This is a genomic window from Terrabacter sp. 01T434, from assembly GCF_056398545.1.
In genome coordinates, this window is the sequence record NZ_JBFTPP010000001.1 from 207,009 (window position 1) to 232,038 (window position 25,030).

A 25,030-nucleotide genomic window follows, 5' to 3' on the forward strand; every position below is an offset into this window, starting at 1 on the left:
TCGCGCTCGCTGCCAGGGACATCGAGCGCGACCTGGAGCACGCGCTGCGCCCCGACGTGTGAGACCCAGATATCAGGGCGCCTCAGTGTTCTCGAGGACGACGGCGAGGCCCTGGCCGACGCCGATGCAGATGGCGGCTACGCCCCACCGCTCGTTGCGTTCGCGGAGGACCTTGGCCAGCGTCCCGACGATGCGGCCCCCGGAGGCGCCGAGCGGGTGGCCGATGGCGATGGCGCCGCCGCGGGTGTTGACGATGTCGGGGTCGACCTTCCACGCGTCGAGGCAGGCCAGCGACTGCACGGCAAAGGCCTCGTTGAGCTCGACAGCGCCGACGGCGTCCCAGCCGATGCCCGCGCGCCGGAGCGCGAGGTTGGCGGCCTCGACGGGCGCGTAGCCGAAGTCCTGCGGTGCGAGGGCGTATGCCGCCCGGCCGGCGATGCGCGCCAGCGGGCTCTCGCCGATGGCCTCGGCCGCGGCTTCGGACCCGAGCAGGACGGCGGAGGCGCCGTCGCTCAGCGGCGAGGCGTTGCCGGCGGTGATGGTGCCGTCGGGGCGGAAGGCGGGCTGGAGCGCGGCCAGCTTCTCGGCCGAGCTGCCGGGCCGGATGCCCTCGTCCCTCGTCAGCGGCTCGGCGCCGCGGGGGGCGGGCAGGGGCCCGACGAGGTCGTCGTAGAAGCCGTCGTCCCAGGCCTGGTGCGCGAGCCGGTGCGACCGCGCGGCGAACTCGTCCTGCCGCTCGCGCGAGATGCCGAACTTCTGCTGGAGCTGCTCGTTGGCCTCGCCGAGGGAGACGGTCCACTCCGGGTTCATCCGGGGGTTGACCAGGCGCCAGCCGAGCGTCGTCGAGACGGCGGTGACGTCGCCGGCGGGGAAGGCCCTGGCCTGCTTGGGCAGCACCCAGGGCGCCCGTGTCATCGACTCGACGCCACCGGTGAGCACGATGTCGGCGTCACCGGTCTCGATGGCGCGCGAGCCGACGTGCACGGCGTCCAGGCTCGACCCGCAGAGGCGGTTGACGGTCGTGCCCGGCACGCTGACCGGCAGCCCGGCCAGCAGCGCGGCCATGCGCCCGACGTTGCGGTTCTCCTCACCGGCGCCGTTCGCGTTGCCCCACACGACGTCGTCGACACGGGCCGGGTCGAGCCCGGGCGTGCGGGCCAGGAGGGAGGAGATCGCGTGCGCCGCGAGGTCGTCGGGGCGGACCCCGGAGAGGCTGCCGTTGAACTTGCCGAACGGGGTTCGGGCTGCCGCATAGACGAAGGAGCTCACGCGACGAGCCTATGCGGGAGAGCGGATCAGACCTGCCGCGGCACGTTGCCGTTGAGGCTGAACATCCACCGCATCACCGTGTGACCGGCGTCAGACGTCGGCTTGAACATCAGCGGACAGCCGCCGGCAATGACCGTGATTCCGTGCGCTCGCCCCCACTCCGCGGCATCCTCGGAGACGCTGCCGCCACCTGGGCCGCGGTGCATCCACACCTGCTTGATGCCGAGTCCGGCGCACTCTTCGAGCGTTACCTGGGCATGCTCGGGATGCGTGCCGATGACGACTGCCTGCACGCCTCCCGGGATGGCGGTGAGGTTCGGATAGGCGGGATCGCCCTCGACCTGCTCCGTGTTCGGGTTGACCGCGAAGACCTCGTAGCCGCGGTCGCGCAGTCGTCGGTAGACGGCATTGCTGCCGTGGGCTCCGGCATCGCGTGACACGCCCGTGACGGCGACCCGGCGCTGACTGAGGAAGTCGGTGGCGGCGTCCTTGATCGGTTGCATCTCGGTCCCCTCGTCGGACGGCTGGCTGATCGCACCCCTTCTCGACGATCCACCATGCTCCCCGGCGGCGGGATCGCACAGGGTCGAAGGTCCTCCAGGTGGCCCTCGGTCTGCTCATGGTCTTCGTCTCGTTGCGGGTCCTCGACGTGTTTCCAGCGGCACTTCAATGCCCGTGGTGTCCACGGCCCTCTGCCGCGCCACCGGGGCCCGCGGATCCGCGGACGGGGTCGCCCGGACCGCGTCCGAACTGGATGCGGCCCGAGCGCACTGGTGGCAGTCTCAGGACATGAAGAGCACCATGCAGTCGGCCCCCCTGCTCATCTCCTCGCTCCTGCGGTTCGGCACCACGATGCACGGCGACAGCGAGGTCGTCACGTGGACTCCCGATGGCGCCCGGCGGACCAGCTACCGCGAGCTGGGTCGACAGGCGGCCCAGCTCGCCCACGCCCTCCGCGGCCTCGGCGTCACCGGGGACCAGCGGGTCGGCACGTTCATGTGGAACAACGCCGAGCACCTGATGGCCTACCTCGCGGTGCCCTCGATGGGGGCGGTGTTGCACGCCCTCAACATCCGTCTCTTCCCCGAGCAGCTCGTCTACGTTGCGCGGCACGGTGGCAGCCAGGTCGTCCTCGTCGACAACACCCTGGCCGAGGCCTTCGCCCGGCTGCTGCCGCACCTTCCGGAGGTCAGGCACGTCATCCTCAACGGGCCCGTCGACGAGGCGACGAGCAGCGCACTCGCGGAGCACACGGAGGGCGTCCACGACCTCGCGGCCCTCATCGCGGACCAGCCCACGAGCTTCGACTGGCCCGAGGACCTGTCCGAGGACGACGCCTCGTCGATGTGCTACACCTCCGGCACGACCGGCCACCCCAAGGGCGTCGTCTACTCGCACCGGAGCAACTACCTCCACGCGATGGGAGTCTCCGCGTCCCTGGGCATCACCCAGGCCGACCGGTTCCTCATCGTCGTGCCGCTCTTCCACGCGAACGCGTGGGGCTACCCCTACAGCGCGATGGTGACCGGGGCGACCCTCGTGATGCCCGACCGATACCTGCAGGCCGAGCCGCTCGCCACCATGATCGCCGCCGAACGGGTGACCGGTGGGGCCGGCGTGCCCACCATCTGGAACGACCTGCTCCACTACCTCGACGGCCACGAGACCGACGTGTCCACGTGCCGCATGCTCATGGTGGGCGGCTCAGCCGCACCACCGGCGTTGATCCGGGCCTTCGCCGACCGCCACGGGATCGACATCATCCACGGCTGGGGGATGACCGAGACGTCTCCGGTCGCGTCGCTGGCGCTCCCGCCGGCGCGTGTCGAGGCCGGTTCCGAGGAGTTCTGGCGCTACAAGGCCTCGCAGGGCCGCATCCTCTGCGGGGTCGAGGCGCGCCTCGTCGGCCCGGACGGCAGTGTGGTCGCCTCCAACGGAGAGAGCGTCGGCGAGGTCGAGGTGCGCGGCCCCTGGATCACCGGCGCCTACTACTCCAACGGGACCGAGCCGCAGACCGAGCTCGACGACATGGCAGCGAAGTTCGACGACGGCTGGCTCCGCACGGGCGACGTCGGCCGGCTCTCCGCCGACGGCTACCTCGAGCTCACCGACCGGGCCAAGGACGTCATCAAGTCGGGCGGGGAGTGGATCAGCTCGGTCGACCTCGAGAACGCGATCATGGCGCACCCCGACGTGCTCGAGGCCTCGGTCGTCGGCGTGCCCGACGAGAAGTGGGGAGAGCGCCCACTCGCCTCCGTGGTGCTGAGGCCCGACGCGAGCGTCACGGTCGAGGGGCTGCGCGAGTTCCTCGAGGGCCGGGTGGCCCACTGGCAGGTGCCGGAGCGGTGGGCCGTCATCGACGAGGTGCCCAAGACGAGCGTGGGCAAGTTCGACAAGAAGGTGCTGCGCAGCCGGTATGCCGCGGGGGAGCTGGAGGTCCAGCACGCGGGCTGACGTCTCCGGGCCAGGGGTGTCCACCACCCTGACCACGGCTCGCCCTACGGGTTGCGCACGACGGCGCCGCCCGAGGTCTCGACCTGGGTGCTCGCCGGCCGGGTCGTCAGGGTGAGCACGACGCCGCCGGAGGCCGAACCCTTGAGGGACAGGCTCACGGCGACCGAGGCCACCACGCCACCGCTGAGGTCGACGGTGGCGTTCGTCGCGTGGAGCTCGCCCAGGTCGGGAAGCGCCCCGCCGCTGGCCGTGAGGTCGAGGTTGCCGGTCGAGCCGGAGACCGTGGTCCGGGCACCCCCGGACATCTGGATGGCCAGGTCCTTGGACGTCCCGACCGTGCCGGATGCGCTGGCACCGCCCGACAGCTCGATGCCGTCCAGGTGTGGCACGGTGACCTTCACGACGAGGCCCTGAGGAGTCACGTAGCCGCTGGTCGTGCCGAGGGTGAGGCGTGAGCCCGACACCTCGGCCGTGGTGATGGCGAGGATGTTCGGCTGCGCCGTGATGACGACGTGCTGCGGTCCCGTCGCCAGCTCGACCTGGATGCCACCACCCGCGCTCACCGCCGTGAACTCCGCCACGGTGCGCGTCTCGGACACGGGGTCGCCCGAGCCGACGACCATGCCACCGGGCGAGCCCCAGCTGCAGGCCGTCGCCAGAGCGGCGAGGCTCGCGGCGATCCCGAGAGCGCGCAGTCGCACGAACCGTGGTCTGGTCAGTGGGCCCATGGTTGCCTCCCTGACCCAGCGTGCGGGCGGCAGCGTCCGCCGGGCAGGGCCCAAGGTCCCGCATCTCGGGGTCATCCCCTGCGGATGATGCCTCGCCTCCGCACCGCTCCTAGCGTTGTCGCCACCACAGCCGGTCGCGAAGGGGGCTGCGCCACGACGTGGTGGTCGTCCCGAGGACGGCCGTGAACGGGCCTCGGGTCTCGCGGTCCGGCATACGGAACGACATCTGGACGCACACGACAAGGAGAAAATGACATGACGGTCAACGTCGACGAGCTCGGTCCGGTGGATTGGCTCGTCGTGGAGTTCCCTGGCAGCAAGCTCAACGGCGAGGTGGCCCCCATTCTCAAGGACTACGTGGATCGCGACCTCATCCGGGTACTGGACCTGCTCTTCCTCAAGAAGGACGAGGACGGCAGCGTGGAGGCCTTCGAGGCATCCGACCTCGATGACAGCGAGATCGGCGAGCTCCGTTCATACGAAACGGAGTTGGCGATGTTGCTCAGTGAGCAGGACGTCGCCGACCTCATGGAGACGATCGAGCCGGGCAGCTCGGCGGCCGTCCTCGTGTGGGAGAACCTGTGGGCTGCACCCTTCGGCGCCGCCGTCAGGCACGCGGGGGGCCAGCTGGTGGCGTCTGGGCGCATCCCCATCCAGGCGATCATCGCCGCCATGGAGTCCGACGAAGAGGAAGGAGCCTGACATGCCACTCGCAGCCAGGCGCAGGAGAAGGACGGTGGCCGCCGTGGGCGGCGCCGTCGTCGTCGCGCACGGGATGCACCGTCGTGGTGACCGCCGGGAGGACCGGCGCGAAGACCGCCGCGACCGCCGCTGATCGGCGATGTCGGGCGTGGGGTGGCCTGTGGTCGCGGGCCGCCCCACGTTGCGCCGCTCCCACTACCTCGTCGCCGTCGACGACCTGCCGCGGGTCCGGCGGGCGAGCGACCTGACCTCCGTCGTCGTCGGCGCCCTGCTCGTCGGCTGGGCGGTCCGGGCTCACGGACAGGCCGGCGCGCAGGAGTCCTCGACGGCCCCTGTCACGACGCTCCCGTCGTGGGTCGTCTCGCTGCTCCATCTCGTCAGCACAGGCGTCCTCGTCTACACGGTCGGCATGGTCGTCGTGCTCGCGACGTCCCACCGCCCAGCCGCACTGCGGGACGTCCTGGCAGCCGGCGCCATCGCGGCTCTGGGCACCATCGGGTGCATGGCGGCGTTCAGCCGGCTCTGGCCGACCCTCTTTCCGGAGTATGCCGCCGGGCCCGTGCTGCCGCAGTTCCCGGTCCTGCGTGTTGCCGCGGTGTCGGCGATGCTGCTGGCCGCCTCGCCGCACCTGACCAGACCGGTCCGCCGCATGGGGTGGGTCCTCGTCGTGATGACCGGTGTGGCCGCGACGGTGCTGGGGTTCGGGCTGCCCAGTGGGTCGGTCGGCGCGCTCGGTATCGGCATGGTGAGCGCGGGCGTCATCCTGCTGGCGTTCGGCTCCCCTCGGGGTTATCCGGCCGTGTCGTCGGTGGCCGAGGCCATGAGGGACCTCGGCTTCACGCTGACGGATCTCAGGACCGACCCGGACCAGTCGTGGGGGGTGCGCCGGATGGTCGGCACCACGAGCGACGGTGTGCCGGTGGAGATCAAGGCCTTCGGTCGCGACGCCGCCGACTCGCAGCTCGCGGCGCGAGCGTGGCGGATGCTCGTCTACCGGGGCGAGGCCGGCGGGCTGACCGTCTCGCGGCTGCAGGCCGCGGAGCACGAAGCGCTCGTGACCCTGCTCGCCCACCGTGCGGGCGTGCCGGTGCCGGAGGTGCTGGCGGCCGCCAGCACCTCGGGCGAGGTCGCGATCCTGGCCACCCGCCGTCGTGGGACTCGACTGGACCAGCTGGAGCCCGCCGACGCCGAGGCGTTGGCCGATCCCGAACTGGTCCGGCTGTGGCACGACGTGGCGCGGCTGCACGACCTCGGAATCAGCCACGGCGCGCTGGACGTGGGTGCCGTCCGCCGCGACGAGGGCGGACTGGTCATCGTGGACTTCGCGGCGGGCTCCCTGCACCCCGACCAGCGCGAGAAGCGGCTCGACACGGCACGGCTGCTGTTCGGACTGGCGCAGCTCGTGGGGGTCGAGCGGGCCGTCACCGCGGCGCGACAGGGGGTCGGGGACGAGCGGCTGGGTGCGTCGCTGCCGTATCTGCAGACCCCCGCTCTGGCGTCGCGCGAGCGGCGGCATCCGCGGAGCACGGCTCGGGAGCTGAAGGAGCTGCGATCTCGCGTCGTGCAGGAGACCGGGGTCCCGGAGCCCGAACCGGTCAGGCTCCGGCGCGTCGGTCCACGAGAGCTGGTGTTGCTGACCGTCCTGTTGCTCTTCGCCGGCGCCATGATCCCGGTGCTTGCCGGAGTGGACTACGCGCAGCTGTGGGTCGAGCTGCAGGACGCCATCTGGTGGGTCCTGGTCTGTGCCGTCGCCCTGGGCCAGGTGGCGTTCCTTCCCCAGGCGGCATCCATGATGTTCTCGGTCGGTCGTTCACTTCCCCTGCGCCCGGCGACCGTCCTGCAGAGTGCCATCGCGTTCATCTCGTTCGCCGTCCCCGGTGTGGCTGGGCGGGTGACGATGAACGCCGCCTTCCTGTGCAAGTACGGGGTGTCGCCCACGCTCGCCGTGACCCAGGGTGGCATCGACGGCCTGTCCGGCTTCATCGCCCAGCTGGCGATCCTCCTCGTCGCGTTCGGGACCGGCGTGGTGTCCGTGGACCTCTCGGCGACCTCTCTCGGTGAGGTGGACTGGCGCGCGGTGCTTGCGGTCGTGCTGCTCGTCCTCGCGGTCGTGATGGTCACGGTGTGGAGGCTGACGCGGCTGCGGGAACGCGTGGTGCCGGTGCTGACGTCCGCCTGGTCCGCCTTCGCCCGGCTGATGCGGTCACCGTCGCGAGCCATCGGTCTCTTCGGCAGCCAGTTGCTGATCCAGCTGATGTGGGGGCTCATCCTCTGGGCGGCTCTGTATGCCGTGGGGTCACCGCTCGGCCTGACGCCCTGTGTTGTCGTCGTCGTGGCGACCAGCCTGTTCCAGGGAGTCGTCCCCGTCCCGGGCGGCATCGGGGTCTCGGAGGCGCTCATGGTCGGGCTTCTCGTGCCGCTCGGAGCGGCCAGCGACGCAGCCATGGCGGCCACCGTCATCTGGCGCGTGGCCACCTTCTATCTCCCTGCAACGGAAGGCTTCTTCGCCTACCGATGGCTCGAGAAGCACGGGTACCTCTGACCCTCACGAAGCGGGCCGCTCGAACCTGACGTCGACCCGCTCCGCCGCGAGACGCTCCTGCTCGGTGGCCAGGAGCCGCAGCGCGCGAACATCGGCTGCTGTCGGTCGCGTGCTGTCGAGTGCTCGTGGCCAGAGTCGGTGGTGGCGCACCACCGCTGTCTCGGCGGAGTACACCAGGGCCTGGCTGACGAGGTAGAGCAGCGCGAACACGCCGGCCACGGTGGCGAAGCTCCCGTAGATCGGGCCCGCTCTGGAGATGAGGGCCGCCAGGAGTCCGGCGCCGGCGGTGAGCACGATCGTGACGGCCAAGGCACCCCCCGCTGCCGCCGGCCAGGCGTCGCGCAGCAGCACGGTGCGCGCCAGGAGCACCTTGGCGGCACTGACGAGGACGAAGAAGACGACCACGGCCGTGGAGGCAGCCGCGGAGACCCGTTGCAGCACCACGATGTCGGGCAGCGCCGCTGCGGCAACGGTGAGTGCGGCGACGACGAGACCTGCTGCCACCACCATGACCACCATCATCAGCACCCGGGCGTAGCGCGCGACGAACCCGAAGCGCGAACGCATGGGGACCCCCGCCACGTGGTTCAGGGTCTCGTAGGCCGAGAAGACCACCCCGGTGCCGGCGAACAGCAGACCGACGACACCCACGGCGAGCGGTAGTCCCGACGACGGCATCGAGGTCAGCGCGGACTCGACGGTCTCCTGGAGAGGAAGGGGGACCAGGGCCTTCTCCATGTCGGTCCGCAGGGTGGCGTGGTCGACGAGAACCTTGGCGAGGACCGACACCGCGACGAGGAGAAGGGGAAAGATGCTGAGGAACCCGTAGTAGGTGATGAGCGCTGCCTGCCGGCCACCGGCGTCGTCGCCGTACTTTCGGATGACCGCATAGGGGAAGCCGACGAGGCCGTGGCGTCGCTGCAGGTCGTCTGCCCAGGCCAGCAGTCGAGCGCCGTGTGCACCCGCTCCGCTCGGGCGCGGCGGGGCGTGGGCTGTTCCCATGGCGCGAACCTATGACGAGGGGAGCGCAGACCACCTCCCCTCAAGTGGATGAGATGTCCGCAGACGGCAGCGTCGGCCGAGGCGCCTGGCCCGACCAGCCAGGAGCGCAGAGGTGCCCCGGTCCTCGCCGCCCCTCCCCAGGGGTCGAGAACCGGGGCTGTCGCAACTCGTCCGCCGTGGGACGAGGCTGGCCGTGACGGCATGCCCCCCTGTGGCACCAAGCCGCCCTGGCGGCTCGAAGCTCCCTTCTCCCACTCGGCAGCAACGAGCCAGCAATCGGCTCTGCCATGGTGCCGGTTGTCGGCCCACCGCGGGATCCACCACCGGGGGAGTGGGGGGAGTCCTCCTCGGGTGGAGGAGTTTCGTGAGGAACCTCCCCGAGGACGCCGGTTGACGTACTAGCGTGGCCCCGCCCGTCCTGCCGTCTCGTCAGGATGGGCTTGTGCACCCAGCCCAGGACGAGCAGCGGAAGGCATGAGGCCATGGCGTTGAGCGACCCCACGATCCGAGCACTGCGGTTTGCCGACCAGGTGATCCACGAGGCGGACCGTGCCGACGTCTTCGCGGTGTACGACGCGTGCCGGGCGGCCGTCGGGGCCATCACCGCGCTCGACGACTTCTACGTGGCGCTGATCCAGGAGGACGACCGGCGGATCTCCTACCCCTACCTGTTCAGCAACGGCAGGTATGCCGAGACCGGCACCATGACCTACGGTCCCGCCGGAGTGGTGGCGTGGGTGGTCGCGTCGGGCAAGCCCTACCGGTACCAGGACGACCGTGGGGCCCTGCTCAACCGCGGCGTCCGGTTCGGCGACGGGGAGCCGTCCGCCGACGCCCTGATCGTGCCCATGCTGGGCGAGGACGGGGTCGTCGGTCTCCTAGGTGCGTTGTCCGACACCCCGGCCGTCATGACGGACGAGGTCGTGGCCGCGATGACGTGGCTGGCCGCCGTCGTCCTCGACCGCATTCGCGCCGCGAGCCCGAGCCGGCGACTGAACCTCGGAGTGGTCTACCCGGAGCTCCAGGACACCGGTCGTGCCGGGAGGCTCATGGCCGTCAACCACGCGGTGTCGGCACTCACGTCGTTGGCAGGCGACATCGAGCGCCTTGGTGACGGCAACGACGTCGCGCCCCGGGTGGCCGCGCTGAGCCGCCGCTGCTTCGAGGTCCAAGCCGCCCTGGTCACGCGGCTCGGAGGCCATGCCGACCTCGGGTCCTCACCAGACCGACGACCCGATCCGCTCCAGGCTCTCTCGCCCCGGGAGCGCGCTGTCGTCGACCTCGTGACCGGCCCGCACGGCGATCCCGGCAACGCGGCGATCGCGGCCACGCTCGGCATCGGCACCGCGACCGTCAAGACCCACATGGGCTCGGTGCTGGCAAAGCTGGGACTCGAGCATCGGAGCGAGCTGCGCTGGCTCGTCCGGTGCGGTCAGGACGCCGGGGAGCCCAGCGCCCGTCACGGCTGACTCGAGGCCGATGGCGTCGACCGGGGAGGCGGTCGGCGCCATCGGGAGCCCGGGTGAGATCAGGCCCGCGCCGTGCAGCGGGGCGGGCGTCGGGTCAGAGACCGAGCAGGCGGCTGGCGGCGCGTTCTGGCAAAGCCTTGCGGGAGCGGCCGCGGCACCCTGATCCTTGAGGCGTGGACCGCGCCGACGAGATGAAGGCCCTGGCCGATGTCCGGCTGAGGCTGCAGGAGCACTTTCCCGATCTGGATGCCGATGTCGTCGAGGCGGCAGTGCGGCTGGCCCACTCCGAGCTGACAGGTCCGGTCCGCGCCTTCGTGCCGGTGCTCGTCGAGCACGCTGCGCGCGATCGCCTGGCGTTCGCGCGGCGCGACGACGCCGGTCGCGGTGACGTCACGCCGGCCGCGCCGACGGATGGGTGACGCGGTCGTCGACGTCTGGCTGCGCGACACGGGCGTCGAGCGTGCGCCTGCACCGGGAGTGGACGACGCAGGCGCGCTCGACGAGCACGAACGCGAGCGGTGGGCCCGGTTCGTCGACGCGCCCTCGGCGAGGTCCTACCTCGCGCTCCACCTGCTGGCGAGGACGCAGATCGGCCTCCTCCTGGACCGGCCCCCGGAGTCCCTGCGTTTCGACCGGGCCTGTCCCGACTGCGGTCGCCAGCACGGCCGGCCTCTCCTCGTCGACGACCCCGGCCTCCACCTGTCCCTGAGCCGCGCGGGCTCCGTCGTGGCCCTCGCGCTCAGTCGCTCGGGGTCAGTCGGGATCGACGTCGAGCAGGCCGGCCGAGCCCAGTTCGAGGGCTTCGGGGGTGTGGCCCTGCACGCGCGCGAGCGCGGCGCCGCCGGTGCCCCGTCCGGCGCCCCGTCGGTGGCCCCGTCTGTTGCCCCGTCCGAGGCCGCGTCGTGGGTGCGCAAGGAGGCCGCCCTCAAGGCCCTGGGCGTGGGACTGCGCGTCGATCCCACGACGTTCGTGACCCCGCGCCCCGGCGTCCTCACGGAGATCGTGCCGGGTATGCCGTGCCTGGTGGTGGACGTCGACGCGCCCGCCGGGTGTGCGGCCGCGGTGGCCCTCACGTCAGGGCCGGGCGGGTTCGAGGTCCGGCGCCACTGAGGGCGACGGCGTCGCCGGTCACCAGCCCCCGGCGGCCGGTTCGAGTCGGGGGACGGGAGTCGCCCACAGCCAGCGGTAGAGGAGGGCTTGCGCCTGTTCGGCGGCCGGACCACCAGCAGCGCCCGACGCACGCCGCACGTGCACGTCGACGAGGTCGACGAACTCGTCCGTGGTCACCGACCCGTGCCGGTGGCTCTGCACCCAGTCGCGCAGCAGCTCGAAGAAGACGCCGTCGCCGATCTGGAGGCGCAGGGCGTGCAGGGTGAGGGCTCCCCGCTTGTAGACGCGGTCGTCGAACATCAGGACCGGGCCCGGGTCGGCGAGGACGAGGTCCTGGGGCAGCCGGGCGAGGCGTGACCAGTGGGTCTGCGCGCTCGCACGGACCGGGACGCCGTCGGCGTGCTCGGCCCAGAGCCACTCCGCGTAGCAGGCGAACCCCTCGTTGAGCCAGATGTCGGCCCACGTCGCCGGCGTGAGGCTGTTGCCGAACCACTGGTGGGCCAGCTCGTGGGCGACGAGGCGCTCGTGGCGTCGGCGTCCGTCGAGCCAGTTGGGCCCGAACGAGGCCAGCGCGTGCGCCTCCAGGGGGATCTCGAGGTCGTCGGCCGTGACGACGACGGTGTAGTCGGCGAAGGGATAGGCCCCGAAGAGCGACCCGAAGAGCCGGGTCATCTCGGGCAGGCGGGCCAGGTCGTGCATGACGTCCCGCTCGTGGATCGCGGGCAGCACCACCGCGATCGGCACGTTCGTCCCGACGAGTGCCCGTCGGACGTAGCGACCGACATGGACCGACGCGAGGTAGGTCGCCATCGGGACGTGCTGCTCGAAGACGCGTCGCGTCCGGCTCCCACGGACCCGGGTCTCCACGAGGGTCCCGGTCGCCACGACGTCGTAGGGCGAGTCGGACTCGAAGGCGATCCGGTAGGTGGCCTTGGTGCTCGGGTGGTCGTTGCACGGGAACCACGTGGGGGCGCCGTTGGGCTGCGCGGCGACGAGGGCCCCCTCGGTGAGCTCCTCCCACCCGACGTCGCCCCAGAGCGTGGCCGCGGGACGGGGCGTGCCGGCATACGTGATCGCGACCTGGGTGCGGCAACCGCGGGGGAGCGGTGCGGGCGGGGTGACGTGGACGCGGGGGCCGCGGTGGACCCACTTGGCCGGGGCGCCGCCGACCGAGACCTTGAGCACGCGCAGGCCGACGAGGTCGACGACGAGCCGGCGCACGTCCTCGAGCGCGGTGACGTCGAGGACCGCCCGGCCCGCGAGGCGGTTGGTCGACACCTTGTAGTCGAGGTCGAGGTCGTAGTGCGTCACGACGTATGCCGGGTCGCCCCGGTCGGGCGTGTAGCGGTCGGCGAGCGCGTGGACCTGTTGGGCGACGCTGCCGCTCATGGGGCGTCGGTTCCCAGCGGAGAAAGTGGGGGCGCGGGACCGCGCTCGACGCCGAGGGCGCCGCCGCGCCACGACGCGATCGGGTTGCCCGTCCAGCGGGTCCCGTGCGGCACGGCCTCACCCCGGAGCACGAGCGAGCCGGGACCGACCGTGGCAGCCCTGCCGATGCTGGCCGCCGGGAGGATGACCCCGTTGGGGCCGAGCGTGGCTCCGTCCTCGAGTGTCACGGTGTCCATGCTCATGATTCGATCATGGAAGAGGTGGGTCTGGAGAACGCAGCCCCGGTTGACGGTGGCCCCGTGGCCCAGCGTCACGAGGTCCGCCTCCGGCAGCCAGTACGTCTCACACCAGACACCGTGCCCGATCCGTGCCCCGAGGCTGCGCAGCCAGACGTTGATGGCGGGCGTGCCGGTCGCCGTCCACGCGAACCACGGGCCGGCGACCATCTCGACGAACGTGTCGACGACCTCGTTGCGCCAGACGAACGAGCTCCACAGCGGGTGCTCGACGGCACCGATGCGGCCGACGACGACCCACTTCGCCAGCGTCGTCACGGCGGCGGCGACGGCCCCGGCGAGCGTGAGGACGACACCGCCGAGGGCTGCGGCTCCGGCGAGTCCGACGAGGCTCACGAGCCACTGTAGGGCGATGAGGACGCTGGTCGCGATCGCCACGGTCACCATGACCGGCACGATCCGGCACAGCTCGACGAGCCCCCGGAGCACCTTGAGCCGCAAGGGTGGTGCGAAGGTCCGCTCGTCGTCGGAGCCCTGCGGTGGCCGTCGCAGCCGGACCGGCGGGCTGCCGAGCCAGCTCGACCCCGGCTTCGACTTCTGCGGCGCCGCAGAGAGCACCGCGACGAGTCCGTGCTTGGGCACCCGTCGGCCCGGCGCCGTCATCCCGCTGTTGCCGAGGAAGGCGCGCCTGCCGATCTTGGCGGGAGCGATGTGCACCCAGCCACGGGCGAGCTCGTAGCCGGCGACCATGGTGTCGTCGGCGAGGAAGGCCCCGTCCGCGATCGACGTCATCGACGGCAGCAGGAGCACCGTCGAGGCCTCGACGTCACGTCCGACCTTGGCTCCCAGGGCACGCAGCCACCATGGCGTGACGAGGCTCGCGTAGATGGGAAAGAGCAGCGTGCGGGCCTGGTCGAGCAGTCGCTCGATGGCCCACACCTGCCATCCGACCCGGCTCCGCACCGGGTGGTAGCCCTCCCGCAGCCCGAGGCCCAGGAGGCGTACGAGCACGATGGTGACCGCTGCGAGGGTGACCAGGGCGAGGACCGTGACGAGGGGCACCGCCGCGTATGCCGTGCCGACCACGTCCTGGGCCTGCGCTCGCCCCACGGGCCCGCCGAGCAGCAGCACCCCGGGGAGCAGCGCGAGGAAGGGCAGGATCGACAGGACGACCCCGGAGATCCCGTAGACCGCCAGCCAGGCCCGAGCCTCGGGGGGCCGCGTGTCGGGCCACCCGGGGCGGCCCGGAGCGGACACGCGCTGCGCGGGCGAGCCGGCCACGACGCGTCCGGGGCGCACGGACCTCAGCACCGTGGAGCCGGCTTCGACGACGACCTCGCGGCCGATGTGGACGTCGGGCCCGATGGTGCTGCGGGCGCCGACGACGGCCTCGCGCCCGATGTGGACCGGGCCGACGTGCACGACGTCCCCGTCGATCCAGTAGCCGGAGAGGTCGACCTCGGGCTCGATGCTGGCCCCTGCCCCGATCGTCAGCATGCCCGTGATCGGCGGTACCGAGTGGAGGTCGACGCCCGGGCCGATCGAGGCGCCGAGCATCCGCGCGTAGTAGATGATCCAGGGAGCGCCGGCCATCGTGATGGCCCCCATCGCGTCGGCGAAACGCTCAGCGGCCCAGAGCCGCAGCTGCACGCTCCCGCCCCGCGGGTAGCTGCCGGGGCGCACCCCGGCGAGCAGTGCGCGAGCGGCCAGGGCGGACAGGCCCATCCGCCCCAGCGGGCTGATGAACGCGACCCATCCGACGGCGAGGGTCCACCACGACACCGGCACGGACCACTCGGCGAGCCCGGAGAGCCGCAGCAGCTCGGTCAGGGTGGCCAGGGCCACGAGCCACTGCAGGCCCTTGACCGAGAGGAGGACGACCGACACGACCGTCTGCACGAGCTGGGTCCGGCGGGGGATGCGCCGCACCGTGCGGTCGACCCTCGACCCGTCCGCGGCGTCCATGGTGTCGAGGAGGTCGGCCTGGGCGCCGAGGCGGGGGCGGGCGTGCACGTCGGCGACGGTGACGGTGGGGTAGCGCTCGCGCAGCAGTGAGACGAGGCGGGCCGACGACAGGCTGCCACCGCCGTGGTCGAAGAAGTCGGCCTTGGTGGATCGCACGGTCGTACCCAGCACCGCGGTCCAGTGTCCGGCGAGCCAGGCTGCCGTGCCGGACAGCTCGCTCGGCTCGTCGTCGTCCGCGTCCGCCAGTGGCCACGGCAGGGCGTCCCGGTCCACCTTTCCGGAGGTGCGGGTCGGGAGCGTCTCGACGAGGGCGAGCACCGGCACGAGCGCCGCCGGCAGCTCCTCGTGGAGCCGGGCGAGCGCTTCCTTCCGGTCGAACGTCCCTGCGGAGGCGGGGACGACGTAGCCGACGAGCACCTGGCTGCCGGCGCCTGTGGTCCGGACCGCCGCCGCTGCCCCCGAGACGTGGGGGAGGGACTGCAGGGCCGCGTCGATCTCGCCGAGCTCGATCCGGCGGCCGCCGAGCTTGACCTGCTCGTCGGCGCGTCCGACGAAGACGAGCCCGGCGGGGTCGTTGACCACGAGGTCGCCGGAGCGGTAGGCGCGGTCCCACCCGAGCGTCGGCATCGCGGCGTACTTCTCGGCGTCCTTGTCCGGGTCGAGGTAGCGGGCGAGACCGACCCCGCCGATGATCAGCTGCCCGGTCTCACCGGCGGCCACGGGGTGGTCGTCCGGGCCGACGACGGCGAGGTCCCAGCCGTCGAGCGGTAGGCCGATGCGGATCGGTGCCGTCCCGTCGAGGCGTGCCCCGCAGGCGACGACCGTCGCCTCGGTGGGGCCGTAGGTGTTCCACACCTCACGCTCCGGGGTGACCAGCCGCTCGGCGAGCTCGGGCGGGCAGGCCTCGCCGCCGAAGACCAGCAGCCGCACCGGCTCGAGCGCCTCGGCCGGCCACAGGGCGGCGAGCGTCGGGACCGTCGACACGACCGTGACCTCCTGCGCGACGAGCCAGGGGCCGAGGTCCATGCCGGTGCGCACGAGGCTGCGGGGCGCCGGCACGAGGCAGGCGCCGTGGCCCCAGGCGAGCCACATCTCCTCGCACGAGGCGTCGAAGGCCACCGAGAGTCCTGCCAGCACCCGGTCACCCGGCCCGATCGGACTGTCCTGCAGGAACATCCGGGCCTCAGCGTCGACGAAGGCTGCGGCCGACCGGTGCGAGACAGCCACGCCCTTGGGCACGCCGGTCGAGCCCGAGGTGAAGATGACCCACGCGTCGTCGTCCACGCCCACCTGCGGCAGGGCGCGCCTGGGCGATCGAGAGGCGCTGCGCCGAGAGGCCCGGACGGTGGCGGGCACCGTGACCTGTCGGCGCGGCCCGACCACGGCCGTCACCGCTGCCTCCGAGAAGACGAGGTCGGCCCGCTCCTGGGGGTCGTCGACGTCGACGGGCACGTAGGCCGCCCCGGCGTGCAGGATGCCGAGGACGGCGACGTAGAGGTCAAGGGTCCCCGACGGGGCCCGCACGCCCACGCGGTCCCCACGGCATACGCCAGCGGCCGCCAGCTCGACGGCCAGGTGTCGTGCCTGGTCGGTGAGCTGCGCGTAGGTCAGGACCCGGCGGGTGTCGTCGAGCGCCGGGGCGTCTGCGTGGCGCGACGCGACGTCGGCCAGCACGTCGACGAGGGTCCGCGGCGCGGGGGTGCGATCACCGGCCAACAGGGGATCCACCACGCGCACTCCTCGTCAGGGCCGCCGCTTGCCGCCACGACCTCCACCCCTCGAACCTAGCGCCGCCGGGTGAACGGAGGGTGCGGCTCGGAGGATTACGGCGCGTTCGGGGCGAGCCGGGCACGACCCGATCCGGCGTTCAGCGCGGGTCGCCCTCACTGACACCGAGGCGGACCTTGCCCTTGCTGGGGCAGTCGTCGACATGGGCGAGCGCGTCCTTGCGGGCCTTGTCCCGCGCGCGCCGGGCCGGACCCGTCCAGTCGCAGCTCTTGCAGTAGCCGAGGACGAAGGAGCCGTCCTCCTGCGTGCTGTCGGCGTCGACGCGCTCGAGGACCGCGCGGTACTTGTGCCCTTCGCCGTCCTTCACCGTCAGGTCGTCACCACGCCGCTTGAAGAACCGCGGACCTCGTCCAGACTTCGCCATACCGACATCGTCGCCTGTCCCCGGGGGCTGCGACCAGCGAGGGCCCTGAAGCGGATGGCGACGGTGCTCCGGGATCTAGCCAGCGGGCTACCTCCCTTCGTACGCTGGACGGGAGCCCGAACCGCGGCCTGTAACCATCGAGAAAGAGCCACAGGAGTATGCCGTGAGCCAGCGCCGTGCATCTGTGTTCCAGTCCGAGTCCTTGGCGGAGTCCCTGGCGGAGTCCCTGGCGGAGTCGCGGCCCCATGCCCACCCGGCGCCTGTGGAGCCGCCCGAGCGGTTCCTACCCGAGACGACGGAGGAGTACCTGCTCGACGCCCTCGAGCGCCTGGACGCCTCCGAGATGCGGGCCGGCCACCTGACGACCGCCCTCGTCCACTCCCGGACCATCGGTGCAGCGGTCGGGGTCCTCATGGCGACAGGCAAGATCACCGAGGCCGAGGCGTTCGACCGCCTGCGCGAGGCCAGCATGGGGCAGAACCGGAAGCTGCACATCATCGCCCAGGAGGTCGTGGACCGGGGAACTCTCTAGTCGGACGCCGCAGCCCGACGCGGGCACCGCCTAGCTGCGCCCGTGCGGGGACACGTCGACGGCGCCCGTGTCGATGACGTCCAGGGCGACCTCGTGCAGCTTGCGGTTCGTGTTCTGGCTCGCGATCCGGAGCAGGCCGAAGGCCTGCTCCCTCGTCAGCTTGTGCTGGCCCATGAGGACGCCCACGGCCGTGGCTATGTCACGGTTGGAGACGAGAGCCCGCTCGAGGTTGGTCGTCCGGTCGAGCAGGTGGGCTGCCGACACGGCCTGCGCGGCATGCGTCGTGAGGAGCAGGCCCTCCGCCAGGTCGTGCTCGTCGAAGGCGTTCACGTCTTGGGCGTACAGGTTCATGCCGGCGATGACGCCGGTCGCTTCGAGACTCATCCGGTAGGACAGCATGCTGTGCAGGCCCAGTTCTGCGGCCACGCGACGGCCGTACTCGGGCCAGCGCTCGTCCGTCTCGAGGTCCTCCGGCTGGTAGATCGCCCGGTCGACGATGGCATCGAGGCAGGGCCCCGAGCCCAGCTCGTACTGGATGCCGTCGGCGTGGCGCGCCACGTCGTCCGTAGCCGCAGCCGTGACGAACCGTTCGTGCGTGAACGTGGTGATGCTGGCGGCGCGGGCGGCCGGGATGCGTTCTACGGCCAGCTTCAGGACGGCCTCGAAGGGGTTGGACTGCGGGGAACGAGAGAGCTCGTCACCGAGGCGCTCGAAGTCCTCGGCCACCCGGCGCAGGTGGGCGGCGACGTCAAGGCTGCTCGTCGTGTCGTTCATGGCTGGGCTCCTCTGTCCCGGAGTGCGGCCGGAGCAGCCGCGAGAGACGTTCAGGCGGTGCGGACCCGCGCTCGAGGCGGCGGCCGCGGTGGAGAGATCGGCCATCGCCGACCTGCAGGTACCCCTACCCAAGCCACTGGAGGATGGAACGCGAAAGTGGGTACGGGGCGCGTCGTGGAGCCGATTCCTGAGACGAGAGAGGCCCTGCGTCGCCTGGAGGAGCTCGGTGACCAGGATCTCGGACGCGACCTCGACGACGCGGCCTCGGCATTGGGAAGACGGGTGCCGGGGCTGGTGGGCTTCAGCATCAGCGTCCTCGAGCAGGACGTGACGTTCACCTACCTCGCGTCCTCCGTGCCGCTTGCCGGGCTGGATGCTCTGCAGTACCTCGACGGAGGGCCCTGCGAGGAGGCGGTCGGCACCGGCTCGGTCGTGACGGCCGACCACGCGGACCCGCTGGACGAAGGGCGCTGGCAGCTGTTCGCGGCCGCGGGCAGGAGCCGCGGGGTCGGCAGCACGCTGTCGCTGCCCATCTTCGCCGGACGTGAAGTGGTCGGCAGCGTCAACATCTACGGCGCGGCCGGCGACACCTTCGCGGGCCGTCACGAGGAGCTGGCCGGGCTCTTCGGCGCCTGGGCTCCCGGGGCCGTCACCAACGCGGACCTCTCCTTCAGCAGCCGGCTCAGGGCCGCCGGAGCCGTCGAACGGCTCGAGGACCTGGCCGTGGTCGACCTGGCGGTCGGGGTCCTCGTCGCGGCCCACACGATCTCCCCGGTGGAGGCCCGACATCGGCTGGATCTGGCGGCCGCGCGGGCCGGCGTGCCCGTCGTGGACGTCGCGCGCCTGCTCGTCGACGTCGGCACCGGACGCTGACCCGCTCCCTCTGGGTAGGTCTCGACCATGATCGACACCGTCATCCTCGACGTCGACGGGACACTCGTCGACAGCAACTACCACCACACCCTCGCTTGGTCCCGCGCGTTCGGGCGACATGACCTCAACCCGCCGCTGTGGCGCATCCATCGCGCCATCGGCATGGGTGGCGACAAGCTCGTGGCCGAGGTCGCGGGTGGCGATGTCGAGACCGAGCTCGGCGACGCCCTGCGCGACCAGTGGACCGAGGAGTTCGACCAGCTCATCGGCGAGGTGCGGCCGTTCGACGGCTCCCGCCTCCTCCTGGAGACGCTCAAGGAGCGTGACCTGCGCGTCGTGTGCGCCAGTTCGGGGCAGCCGCAGCACGTCGAGACCTTCCTGGACCTCTTCGACGGGCGCTCCGTGGCAGACGCCTGGACCACGGCCGACGACGCCGAGGAGAGCAAGCCGGCGGCCGACCTGCTCCTCGCGGCACTGGGCCGGGTCCACGGCACGAGCGGGGTGATGGTCGGTGACGCGACGTGGGACGCTCGCGCGGCGCGGGCTGCCGGCATGCCGTCCCTCGGCCTGCGCACCGGCGGCTTCGGTGACGCCGAGCTGCGCGACGCCGGGGCATCGGATGTCCTCGACGGGCCGCGGGCCCTGGTGGACGCAGTGAAGCAGGGTCTGCTCGACCGTCTCTGACTCACGACCCCCCTCGGCGTTTGCGCGCGGGCCAGAGGGGTACACCATCCGGCAAGACGGCGCCCAGCATCCCGACGCTCAAGAAGCGGGCCGGACTTGGGACCCGCGCCGATCTCGGAAGGGGTTCACGTACTCATGACCGATCGAATGACCGAACGGATCGATTCCCCCCAAGCGCCGACCGCAACCCTCGGAAACGGCGCCGGCCCTGGCTCGCCGGGTGAGGCCGGCGCCAAGGAGCATGCCGGCGCCGTGGCCCAGGATGCCAAGGAGAGCACGAAGAGCGTCGCCTCCACCGCGGCCTCGGAGGCCAAGGACGTCGCCCACGAGGCGCGGACGCAGCTGCGTCAGCTCTTCGACCAGTTGACCGGTGAAGCCACCGACCAGGCCTCCGGGCAGACGCAGCGCGCCGTCCAGGGCCTGCGCTCCCTCGGCAGCGAGCTCTCCGGTATGGCCGAGAGCCAGCAGGGCCAGTCCGGCATGGCAGCCGACCTGGCGCGACAAGGGGCTTCCCGGCTCGACGCCGCCGCCAGCTGGCTCGAGGGCCGGGAGCCGGGCGAGATCCTCGACGAGGTCCGCACGTTCGCGCGCCGTCGGCCCGGCACCTTCATCGCCGGCGCCGCCATCCTCGGGCTCGTCGGCGGCCGTCTGACGCGCGGACTGACGAGCGATGCGTCCGGCAGCAGCAACGGCCAGGCCTCGCCCGTCCGGAGCAGCTCCGCCGACGCGACCTACGGCGCCGGCACGGCGTATGCCGCTGACACGGGATACGCGACGGACACGGCATACGGTGACGAGACGGCATACGCCACGGACGCGGCATACGGTGACGAGACGGCATATGCCGCCGAGCCCGTCGATCTTAGCGACACCGACCCCACTCGGGTCGACGCCGGCATCGACCCCGCCACCTACACCCACCCCGGACCGGCCACGGGGGTCTCCGGGGAGTCGCGATGAGTACCGCACTGCCCGAGGGGCAGTACCGCGGTCCGGTCGCGGCCGAGCCCGGCTTCGACCCCGTGCATGAGACAGGTCACGAGACAGGTCACGAGAAGGCGGAGTCGGCCTCCATCGGTGAGCTCGTCGCTGACGTCAGCCAGGGCCTGTCGACCCTGCTGCGGCAGGAGATCGCCCTGGCGCGCGCCGAGGCGAAGCAGTCCGTGACGCAGGCCGGCAAGGCCGGCGGCAAGTTCGGGGGTGCTGCGCTCGCCGGCTGGATGGCGCTGCTCTTCCTCTCGATCGCCGTCTGGGAGTGGCTGTCGTCCGCCCTGAACAGCCGGGGCTGGGCGGCCGTCATCGTCATGGCGGTGTGGGCCGTCACCGGCGCCGTGCTGTTCAGCATGGGGCGGCGGGACCTCAAGAACATTCAAGGCATGGAGCGCACCGTGGAGACCACCAAGCAGGTCCCCGAGGCGCTCAAGGGACACGAGGAGACGCTGTGAGCACGAACTACCAGTCCACCAGTGACGACCCGGACGTGATCCGGGCCGACATCGAGCGCACCCGGAGTGAGCTGAGCCGCGACGTCAACGCACTCGGCGAGTCCGTGACCCCCGGCAACATGGCCCGCAAGGGAGCTGACAAGGTCAAGGGCCGTGCTGTCGGGCTCAAGGACCAGATCATGGGCTCGGCGTCGGACGCCGGCCAGGCGACGTCCGACAGCGCGTCGTCGATGGCCTCCAGCGTCGGCGACGCCACCCACGGCGCCGCCAGCACGGTCAAGCGCCAGGCGCGCGGAAACCCTTTGGCTGCAGGGCTCGTCGCCTTGGGAGCCGGTTGGCTGCTGGGCTCGCTGCTGCCTGCGAGCAGCAAGGAGGCCGAGGTGGCCGAGGCGGTCAAGGACCGTGCGGCGCCGGTGCTGGACGAGGCCCAGTCGACCGTCAAGCAGATGGCGCAGGAGAGCGCCGACAACCTCAAGCAGCCGGCGCAGGACGCGGTCCAGTCCGTCAAGGACCGCGCCCAGGACTCGGTCGGGACCGTGAAGCAGGAAGGCGCGTCCGCGGTCCAGGACGTGGCCGAGAGCGCGAAGAGCCATGCCGACGAGGCAGGCGCCACCTCGGGCGCCTGACGCCGCCTGACGCCGCCTGACGCACCGCTCGACGACAACAGCTCGACGCGACGGCTCCCGACCGCATTCCAGCGGTCGGGAGCCGTCAGCTCGTGAGCGTCAGGATGCGGGGCTGAGCCGCGCGGCCGCCTCCGCTGCTTCGGGGCCCTCATCGGTGAGCCCGCCGTCCAGGGTTTCGCCGACCTGGGCGTCGAGCTGGTCGTGAAGTCGAGTGGTGATGCGTCGCAGGCGGCGCGAGACCTGCATCTGGCTGACGCCGCGGGCCTCGCCGATCTCGCGCTGGGTCATGCCGTCCACGTAGCGCATGAGCAGCAGCTCGCGCTCCTCGTCGTCGAGCTCGCTCAGGACCTGGGTGAGGCAGACGCGGTCGTCGGCCGCCTCGAGGTCGTCGTCCGGGCAGGCCAGGAAGGCTGCCAGTCCTGGCCGTTCGTCGTCGGCGGGGCTGCAGTCGAGGGACAGGGGGCGGAAACCCGTTGCAGCGGCAAAGGCCTCGCGGACCTGGTCGATGCTCGTCCCCACGGCCTCGGCGAGGTCGGCGTCGGTGGGTGTCGTGCCGAGCTCCTGCTCGAGCGCGGAGCGGACGGCCTGCAGGTCGGCCCGCAGCTCCTGGAGGCGCCGTGGCGGGCGCACGACCCACCCGCGGTCGCGGAACCAGCGCTTGAGCTCGCCGGAGATGGTCGGCACGGCGTAGGCGGCGAACGACGGCGCGTGGCCGGGCTCATAGCGGCGGACGGCCTTGACGAGTGCGAGCCGGGCGACCTGGACGAGGTCCTCGTGCTCGATGCCGCGCCCGTCGTAGCGGCCCGCCATGGTCGTGCAGAGGTCGAGGTAGAGCAGGACCACCTGCTCGATGACTCGGTCCTTCTCCTCCTCGCACGTGGCTGCGGCGAGCTCGTCGAACAACTCGGACGTCCGTGCGTCGCGGTCGATGAACGAGGATCGGGGTTGGGCAGAGTGGGGCGCCATGACTCATCTCCGGTTCATTCGGATGACGGAGTCGGCGCTGTGGTTGGACCGCTCTGACACTCCGACCCTGCCACGACCGCGCGGCTCGTGCAATCCCCTGCCCTCCCGGCCGGGGCGCCGGGACGGTCCCCCTGCCCGGCGACGGCGTGTCGCGGGCCGTCCCGGTAGCCTGAGCGTGGCCGTCCACCCACAGATTCGGAGATCCCAGAACGTGACGTCGCAGCCTGACTGGAGAAGCGGGACCCCCCACCCCACGGGCGGCTACGACAAGGTCATCGTCGCCCGCGGCGACACCCTCTACTTCACGGCGGCGCGGCTGCACCGGCTCGACGGGCCGGCCGTGGAGGCCGAGGACGGCTCGGTGCAGTACTGGGTCCACGGCAAGCGCGTGACGGAGCAGGAGTACCGCGATCGCGGGACGAGCCAACAGGTCTGATCGGGCCGTGCGCCCTAGCGGTGGGCGTCCTTGTAGGCCTTGACGACCGGCTGCGGGATGCGGCCGCGGGCGGGGGCGTGGTGTCCGTTCTCCGCAGCCCAGGCACGGATGAGCGCGTTGCGGGACTCGCCCACGGCGGGGAGCACCGTGGTGAGGCGCGCGCGGGGGACCAGGGTGTCGACGAGGCCGGGATCGGCGCTGCGCTCGTCACCGGCTCGCCGGGCCCTGGACACCCAGCCGCCCAGGGACGAGCGGAGCTGTCCGGCGTTGGCTGCGGACAGGTCGATCTCGTAGGTCCGGCCGTCGATGCCGAAGGTCACCGTCTGGTCGGCGTCCGACCCGTCGAGGTCGTCGACGAGGGACACGATGGTCTGACGCATGACCGAGAGCGTAGTGGGGTGCCGGCACGAGTACCGCGCAGCGTCAGCCGTGTCCCGCGCGATCCGGCAGGGTGGTCAAGTGCGTCCGGAACGGCATGTAAGGTAAGGCTTACCTACCAGGACGTGCCGGCCGCGAGACCGGCACGTCCCTTCCGGATCACGAAGGCAGCTCACATGACCTCCCGCCCCCACACCCTGATCGGCGTCGCCATGACGACGGCCGGTGCCCTCGCCCTGGCGGCCTGCGGCTCCGGGTCGTCCGCGAGCGGCGGATCGAGCGCCGGCACGGGCAGCATCACCGTCTACAACGCGCAGCACGAGAGCCTCACAAAGGAGTGGCTCGACGCGTTCACGAAACAGACCGGGATCAAGGTCACGGTCCGCAACGGTGACGACACCGAGATGTCCAACCAGATCGTGCAGGAGGGCGCGGCGTCGCCGGCCGACGTCTTCCTCACGGAGAACAGCCCCGCCATGACGCAGGTCGAGAACGCCGGCCTCTTCGCCGACGTCGACAAGGCCACGCTCGACCAGGTGCCCGCCGAGTACCGCCCGTCCACGGGCAAGTGGACCGGCATCGCGGCCCGCTCGACCGTCCTCGTCTACGACAAGCGCAAGCTCAAGGAGAACCAGCTTCCGGCGTCGATGCTCGATCTCGCCAAGCCCGAGTGGAAGGGCCGCTGGGCCGCGTCGCCGTCGGGAGCCGACTTCCAGGCGATCGTCTCCGCGCTGGCCGCGCTCAAGGGGAAGGCCGCGACGAACGAGTGGCTGACGGCGATGAAGACCAACGCCAAGGTCTACAAGGGCAACAGCACCGCGATGAAGGCGGTCAACTCGGGCGAGGTCGAGACCGCGCTGATCTACCACTACTACTACTACGGCGACCAGGCCAAGACCGGCGAGAACTCGGCCAACGTCGGCACCCACTACTTCAAGCACCAGGACCCGGGCGCCTTCGTGTCGGTGTCCGGTGGCGGGGTGCTCAAGTCGTCGAAGAACGCCGCGGCCGCCCAGTCGCTGCTGAAGTTCATCACGGGCAAGGCCGGCCAGGAGGTGCTCCGACAAGGCACGTCCTTCGAGTACGCCGTCGGCTCGGACGTGCCCTCCAACCCGGTGCTCGTGCCCCTCAAGGACCTCCAGGCCCCGACGGTCGACCCCGCCAAGCTCAACTCCGCCACGGTCACCGATCTGATGACCCAGGCCGGTCTGCTGTAGTTCTCCGGTGACCACCGAACTGACTGCGCTCCGGGGGCGCCGGCGACCCCCGGTGCTCCCGGTGCTCGCGGTGCTCATCGC

At 71.7% G+C, this 25,030-nt stretch carries 25 protein-coding genes; 15 read left to right on the forward strand and 10 right to left on the reverse strand.

What is annotated here, in order from left to right; all coding sequences use genetic code 11:
* Positions 1-72 precede the first annotated feature (72 nt).
* Together AC1DIW_RS01005 and AC1DIW_RS01010 are read right to left on the reverse strand one after the other, a co-directional pair.
* Positions 73-1,269, reverse strand: coding sequence for a thiolase family protein (locus AC1DIW_RS01005; protein ID WP_478106164.1), 1,197 nt, complete (start codon positions 1,267-1,269; stop codon positions 73-75).
* A 26-nt stretch (positions 1,270-1,295) separates the two neighbouring features.
* Positions 1,296-1,772, reverse strand: a complete 477-nt coding sequence (locus tag AC1DIW_RS01010) for a CoA-binding protein (protein ID WP_478106165.1) — start codon at positions 1,770-1,772, stop codon at positions 1,296-1,298.
* A 286-nt stretch (positions 1,773-2,058) separates the two neighbouring features.
* Between AC1DIW_RS01010 and AC1DIW_RS01015 the strand changes: the two genes are divergently transcribed.
* The gene (locus AC1DIW_RS01015; RefSeq protein WP_478106166.1) at positions 2,059-3,723 is read left to right on the forward strand and encodes a fatty acid--CoA ligase; all 1,665 of its coding nucleotides are present in this window, start codon (positions 2,059-2,061) and stop codon (positions 3,721-3,723) included.
* Positions 3,724-3,767: 44 nt separating this feature from the next.
* On the opposite strand, the gene AC1DIW_RS01020 is transcribed toward AC1DIW_RS01015, so the two are convergent.
* Positions 3,768-4,451: a GIN domain-containing protein gene (locus AC1DIW_RS01020; RefSeq protein ID WP_478106167.1), complete on the reverse strand. Its 684-nt coding sequence runs from the start codon at positions 4,449-4,451 to the stop codon at positions 3,768-3,770.
* A 255-nt stretch (positions 4,452-4,706) separates the two neighbouring features.
* Here AC1DIW_RS01020 and AC1DIW_RS01025 point away from each other — a divergent pair, with 255 nt between their 5' ends.
* The 3 genes from AC1DIW_RS01025 to AC1DIW_RS01035 are packed head-to-tail and all read left to right on the forward strand — an operon-like array spanning position 4,707 to position 7,695.
* Positions 4,707-5,153, forward strand: coding sequence for a DUF6325 family protein (locus AC1DIW_RS01025; protein WP_478106168.1), 447 nt, complete (start codon positions 4,707-4,709; stop codon positions 5,151-5,153).
* Position 5,154: 1 nt separating this feature from the next.
* Positions 5,155-5,286 (forward strand): hypothetical protein, encoded by a 132-nt coding sequence (locus AC1DIW_RS01030; RefSeq protein ID WP_478106169.1) that lies wholly within the window; start codon positions 5,155-5,157, stop codon positions 5,284-5,286.
* 15 nt (positions 5,287-5,301) lie between these two features.
* Positions 5,302-7,695: a lysylphosphatidylglycerol synthase domain-containing protein gene (locus AC1DIW_RS01035; protein WP_478106170.1), complete on the forward strand. Its 2,394-nt coding sequence runs from the start codon at positions 5,302-5,304 to the stop codon at positions 7,693-7,695.
* Positions 7,696-7,698: 3 nt separating this feature from the next.
* Here AC1DIW_RS01035 and AC1DIW_RS01040 read toward each other — a convergent pair whose 3' ends face one another.
* The gene (locus AC1DIW_RS01040; RefSeq protein ID WP_478106171.1) at positions 7,699-8,697 is read right to left on the reverse strand and encodes a YihY/virulence factor BrkB family protein; all 999 of its coding nucleotides are present in this window, start codon (positions 8,695-8,697) and stop codon (positions 7,699-7,701) included.
* Positions 8,698-9,179: 482 nt separating this feature from the next.
* Here AC1DIW_RS01040 and AC1DIW_RS01045 point away from each other — a divergent pair, with 482 nt between their 5' ends.
* The 3 genes from AC1DIW_RS01045 (at position 9,180) to AC1DIW_RS01055 (ending at position 11,276) form a co-directional block, all read left to right on the forward strand.
* Positions 9,180-10,166 carry a LuxR C-terminal-related transcriptional regulator gene (locus AC1DIW_RS01045; protein WP_442280804.1) on the forward strand — a complete coding sequence of 329 codons (987 nt, stop codon included), beginning with the start codon at positions 9,180-9,182 and terminating at the stop codon, positions 10,164-10,166.
* Between the two features lie 173 nt (positions 10,167-10,339).
* The gene (locus AC1DIW_RS01050; protein WP_478106172.1) at positions 10,340-10,585 is read left to right on the forward strand and encodes a three-helix bundle dimerization domain-containing protein; all 246 of its coding nucleotides are present in this window, start codon (positions 10,340-10,342) and stop codon (positions 10,583-10,585) included.
* A complete protein-coding gene (locus AC1DIW_RS01055) occupies positions 10,551-11,276 on the forward strand; it encodes a 4'-phosphopantetheinyl transferase family protein (RefSeq protein ID WP_478106173.1) in 726 nt (241 codons plus the stop codon). The genes AC1DIW_RS01050 and AC1DIW_RS01055 overlap by 35 nt, the downstream gene beginning before the upstream one ends.
* An 18-nt stretch (positions 11,277-11,294) precedes the next feature.
* Here the strand turns inward: AC1DIW_RS01055 and AC1DIW_RS01060 are convergent, their stop codons facing one another.
* The 3 genes from AC1DIW_RS01060 to AC1DIW_RS01070 all read right to left on the reverse strand — a co-directional run bounded on the left by AC1DIW_RS01060 (position 11,295) and on the right by AC1DIW_RS01070 (position 17,018).
* Positions 11,295-12,665 carry a M1 family metallopeptidase gene (locus AC1DIW_RS01060; RefSeq protein ID WP_478106174.1) on the reverse strand — a complete coding sequence of 457 codons (1,371 nt, stop codon included), beginning with the start codon at positions 12,663-12,665 and terminating at the stop codon, positions 11,295-11,297.
* Positions 12,662-16,597 (reverse strand): Pls/PosA family non-ribosomal peptide synthetase, encoded by a 3,936-nt coding sequence (locus tag AC1DIW_RS01065; RefSeq protein WP_478106175.1) that lies wholly within the window; start codon positions 16,595-16,597, stop codon positions 12,662-12,664. Before AC1DIW_RS01065 ends, AC1DIW_RS01060 begins: the two co-directional genes overlap by 4 nt.
* Before the next feature lie 136 nt (positions 16,598-16,733).
* Complete coding sequence (locus AC1DIW_RS01070; RefSeq protein WP_442280799.1) at positions 16,734-17,018, reverse strand: hypothetical protein; 285 nt, start codon at positions 17,016-17,018, stop codon at positions 16,734-16,736.
* 163 nt (positions 17,019-17,181) lie between these two features.
* Between AC1DIW_RS01070 and AC1DIW_RS01075 the strand changes: the two genes are divergently transcribed.
* The gene (locus AC1DIW_RS01075) at positions 17,182-17,550 is read left to right on the forward strand and encodes an ANTAR domain-containing protein (protein WP_478106176.1); all 369 of its coding nucleotides are present in this window, start codon (positions 17,182-17,184) and stop codon (positions 17,548-17,550) included.
* Positions 17,551-17,580: 30 nt separating this feature from the next.
* Here the strand turns inward: AC1DIW_RS01075 and AC1DIW_RS01080 are convergent, their stop codons facing one another.
* Complete coding sequence (locus AC1DIW_RS01080; protein WP_478106177.1) at positions 17,581-18,324, reverse strand: ANTAR domain-containing protein; 744 nt, start codon at positions 18,322-18,324, stop codon at positions 17,581-17,583.
* Between the two features lie 174 nt (positions 18,325-18,498).
* Here AC1DIW_RS01080 and AC1DIW_RS01085 point away from each other — a divergent pair, with 174 nt between their 5' ends.
* The 5 genes from AC1DIW_RS01085 to AC1DIW_RS01105 all read left to right on the forward strand — a co-directional run bounded on the left by AC1DIW_RS01085 (position 18,499) and on the right by AC1DIW_RS01105 (position 21,952).
* A complete protein-coding gene (locus AC1DIW_RS01085; protein ID WP_478106178.1) occupies positions 18,499-19,197 on the forward strand; it encodes a GAF and ANTAR domain-containing protein in 699 nt (232 codons plus the stop codon).
* 27 nt (positions 19,198-19,224) lie between these two features.
* A complete protein-coding gene (locus tag AC1DIW_RS01090; RefSeq protein ID WP_478106179.1) occupies positions 19,225-19,881 on the forward strand; it encodes an HAD family hydrolase in 657 nt (218 codons plus the stop codon).
* A gap of 135 nt (positions 19,882-20,016) precedes the next feature.
* Positions 20,017-20,841 (forward strand): hypothetical protein, encoded by an 825-nt coding sequence (locus AC1DIW_RS01095; RefSeq protein WP_478106180.1) that lies wholly within the window; start codon positions 20,017-20,019, stop codon positions 20,839-20,841.
* Complete coding sequence (locus AC1DIW_RS01100) at positions 20,838-21,326, forward strand: phage holin family protein (RefSeq protein WP_478106181.1); 489 nt, start codon at positions 20,838-20,840, stop codon at positions 21,324-21,326. Before AC1DIW_RS01095 ends, AC1DIW_RS01100 begins: the two co-directional genes overlap by 4 nt.
* Positions 21,323-21,952 (forward strand): DUF3618 domain-containing protein, encoded by a 630-nt coding sequence (locus AC1DIW_RS01105; RefSeq protein ID WP_478106182.1) that lies wholly within the window; start codon positions 21,323-21,325, stop codon positions 21,950-21,952. The genes AC1DIW_RS01100 and AC1DIW_RS01105 overlap by 4 nt, the downstream gene beginning before the upstream one ends.
* 99 nt (positions 21,953-22,051) lie before the next feature.
* Here AC1DIW_RS01105 and AC1DIW_RS01110 read toward each other — a convergent pair whose 3' ends face one another.
* A complete protein-coding gene (locus AC1DIW_RS01110) occupies positions 22,052-22,918 on the reverse strand; it encodes a sigma-70 family RNA polymerase sigma factor (protein WP_442280791.1) in 867 nt (288 codons plus the stop codon).
* 211 nt (positions 22,919-23,129) lie between these two features.
* On the opposite strand from AC1DIW_RS01110, the gene AC1DIW_RS01115 reads away from it, so the two are divergent.
* Positions 23,130-23,354 (forward strand): hypothetical protein, encoded by a 225-nt coding sequence (locus AC1DIW_RS01115; protein ID WP_442280790.1) that lies wholly within the window; start codon positions 23,130-23,132, stop codon positions 23,352-23,354.
* 14 nt (positions 23,355-23,368) lie between these two features.
* Here the strand turns inward: AC1DIW_RS01115 and AC1DIW_RS01120 are convergent, their stop codons facing one another.
* Positions 23,369-23,734: a histone-like nucleoid-structuring protein Lsr2 gene (locus AC1DIW_RS01120; protein ID WP_442279591.1), complete on the reverse strand. Its 366-nt coding sequence runs from the start codon at positions 23,732-23,734 to the stop codon at positions 23,369-23,371.
* Between the two features lie 174 nt (positions 23,735-23,908).
* On the opposite strand from AC1DIW_RS01120, the gene AC1DIW_RS01125 reads away from it, so the two are divergent.
* Entirely contained in the window at positions 23,909-24,949 is a 1,041-nt protein-coding gene (locus AC1DIW_RS01125) for an iron ABC transporter substrate-binding protein (RefSeq protein WP_442279592.1), read from the forward strand.
* Positions 24,950-25,030 lie beyond the last annotated feature (81 nt).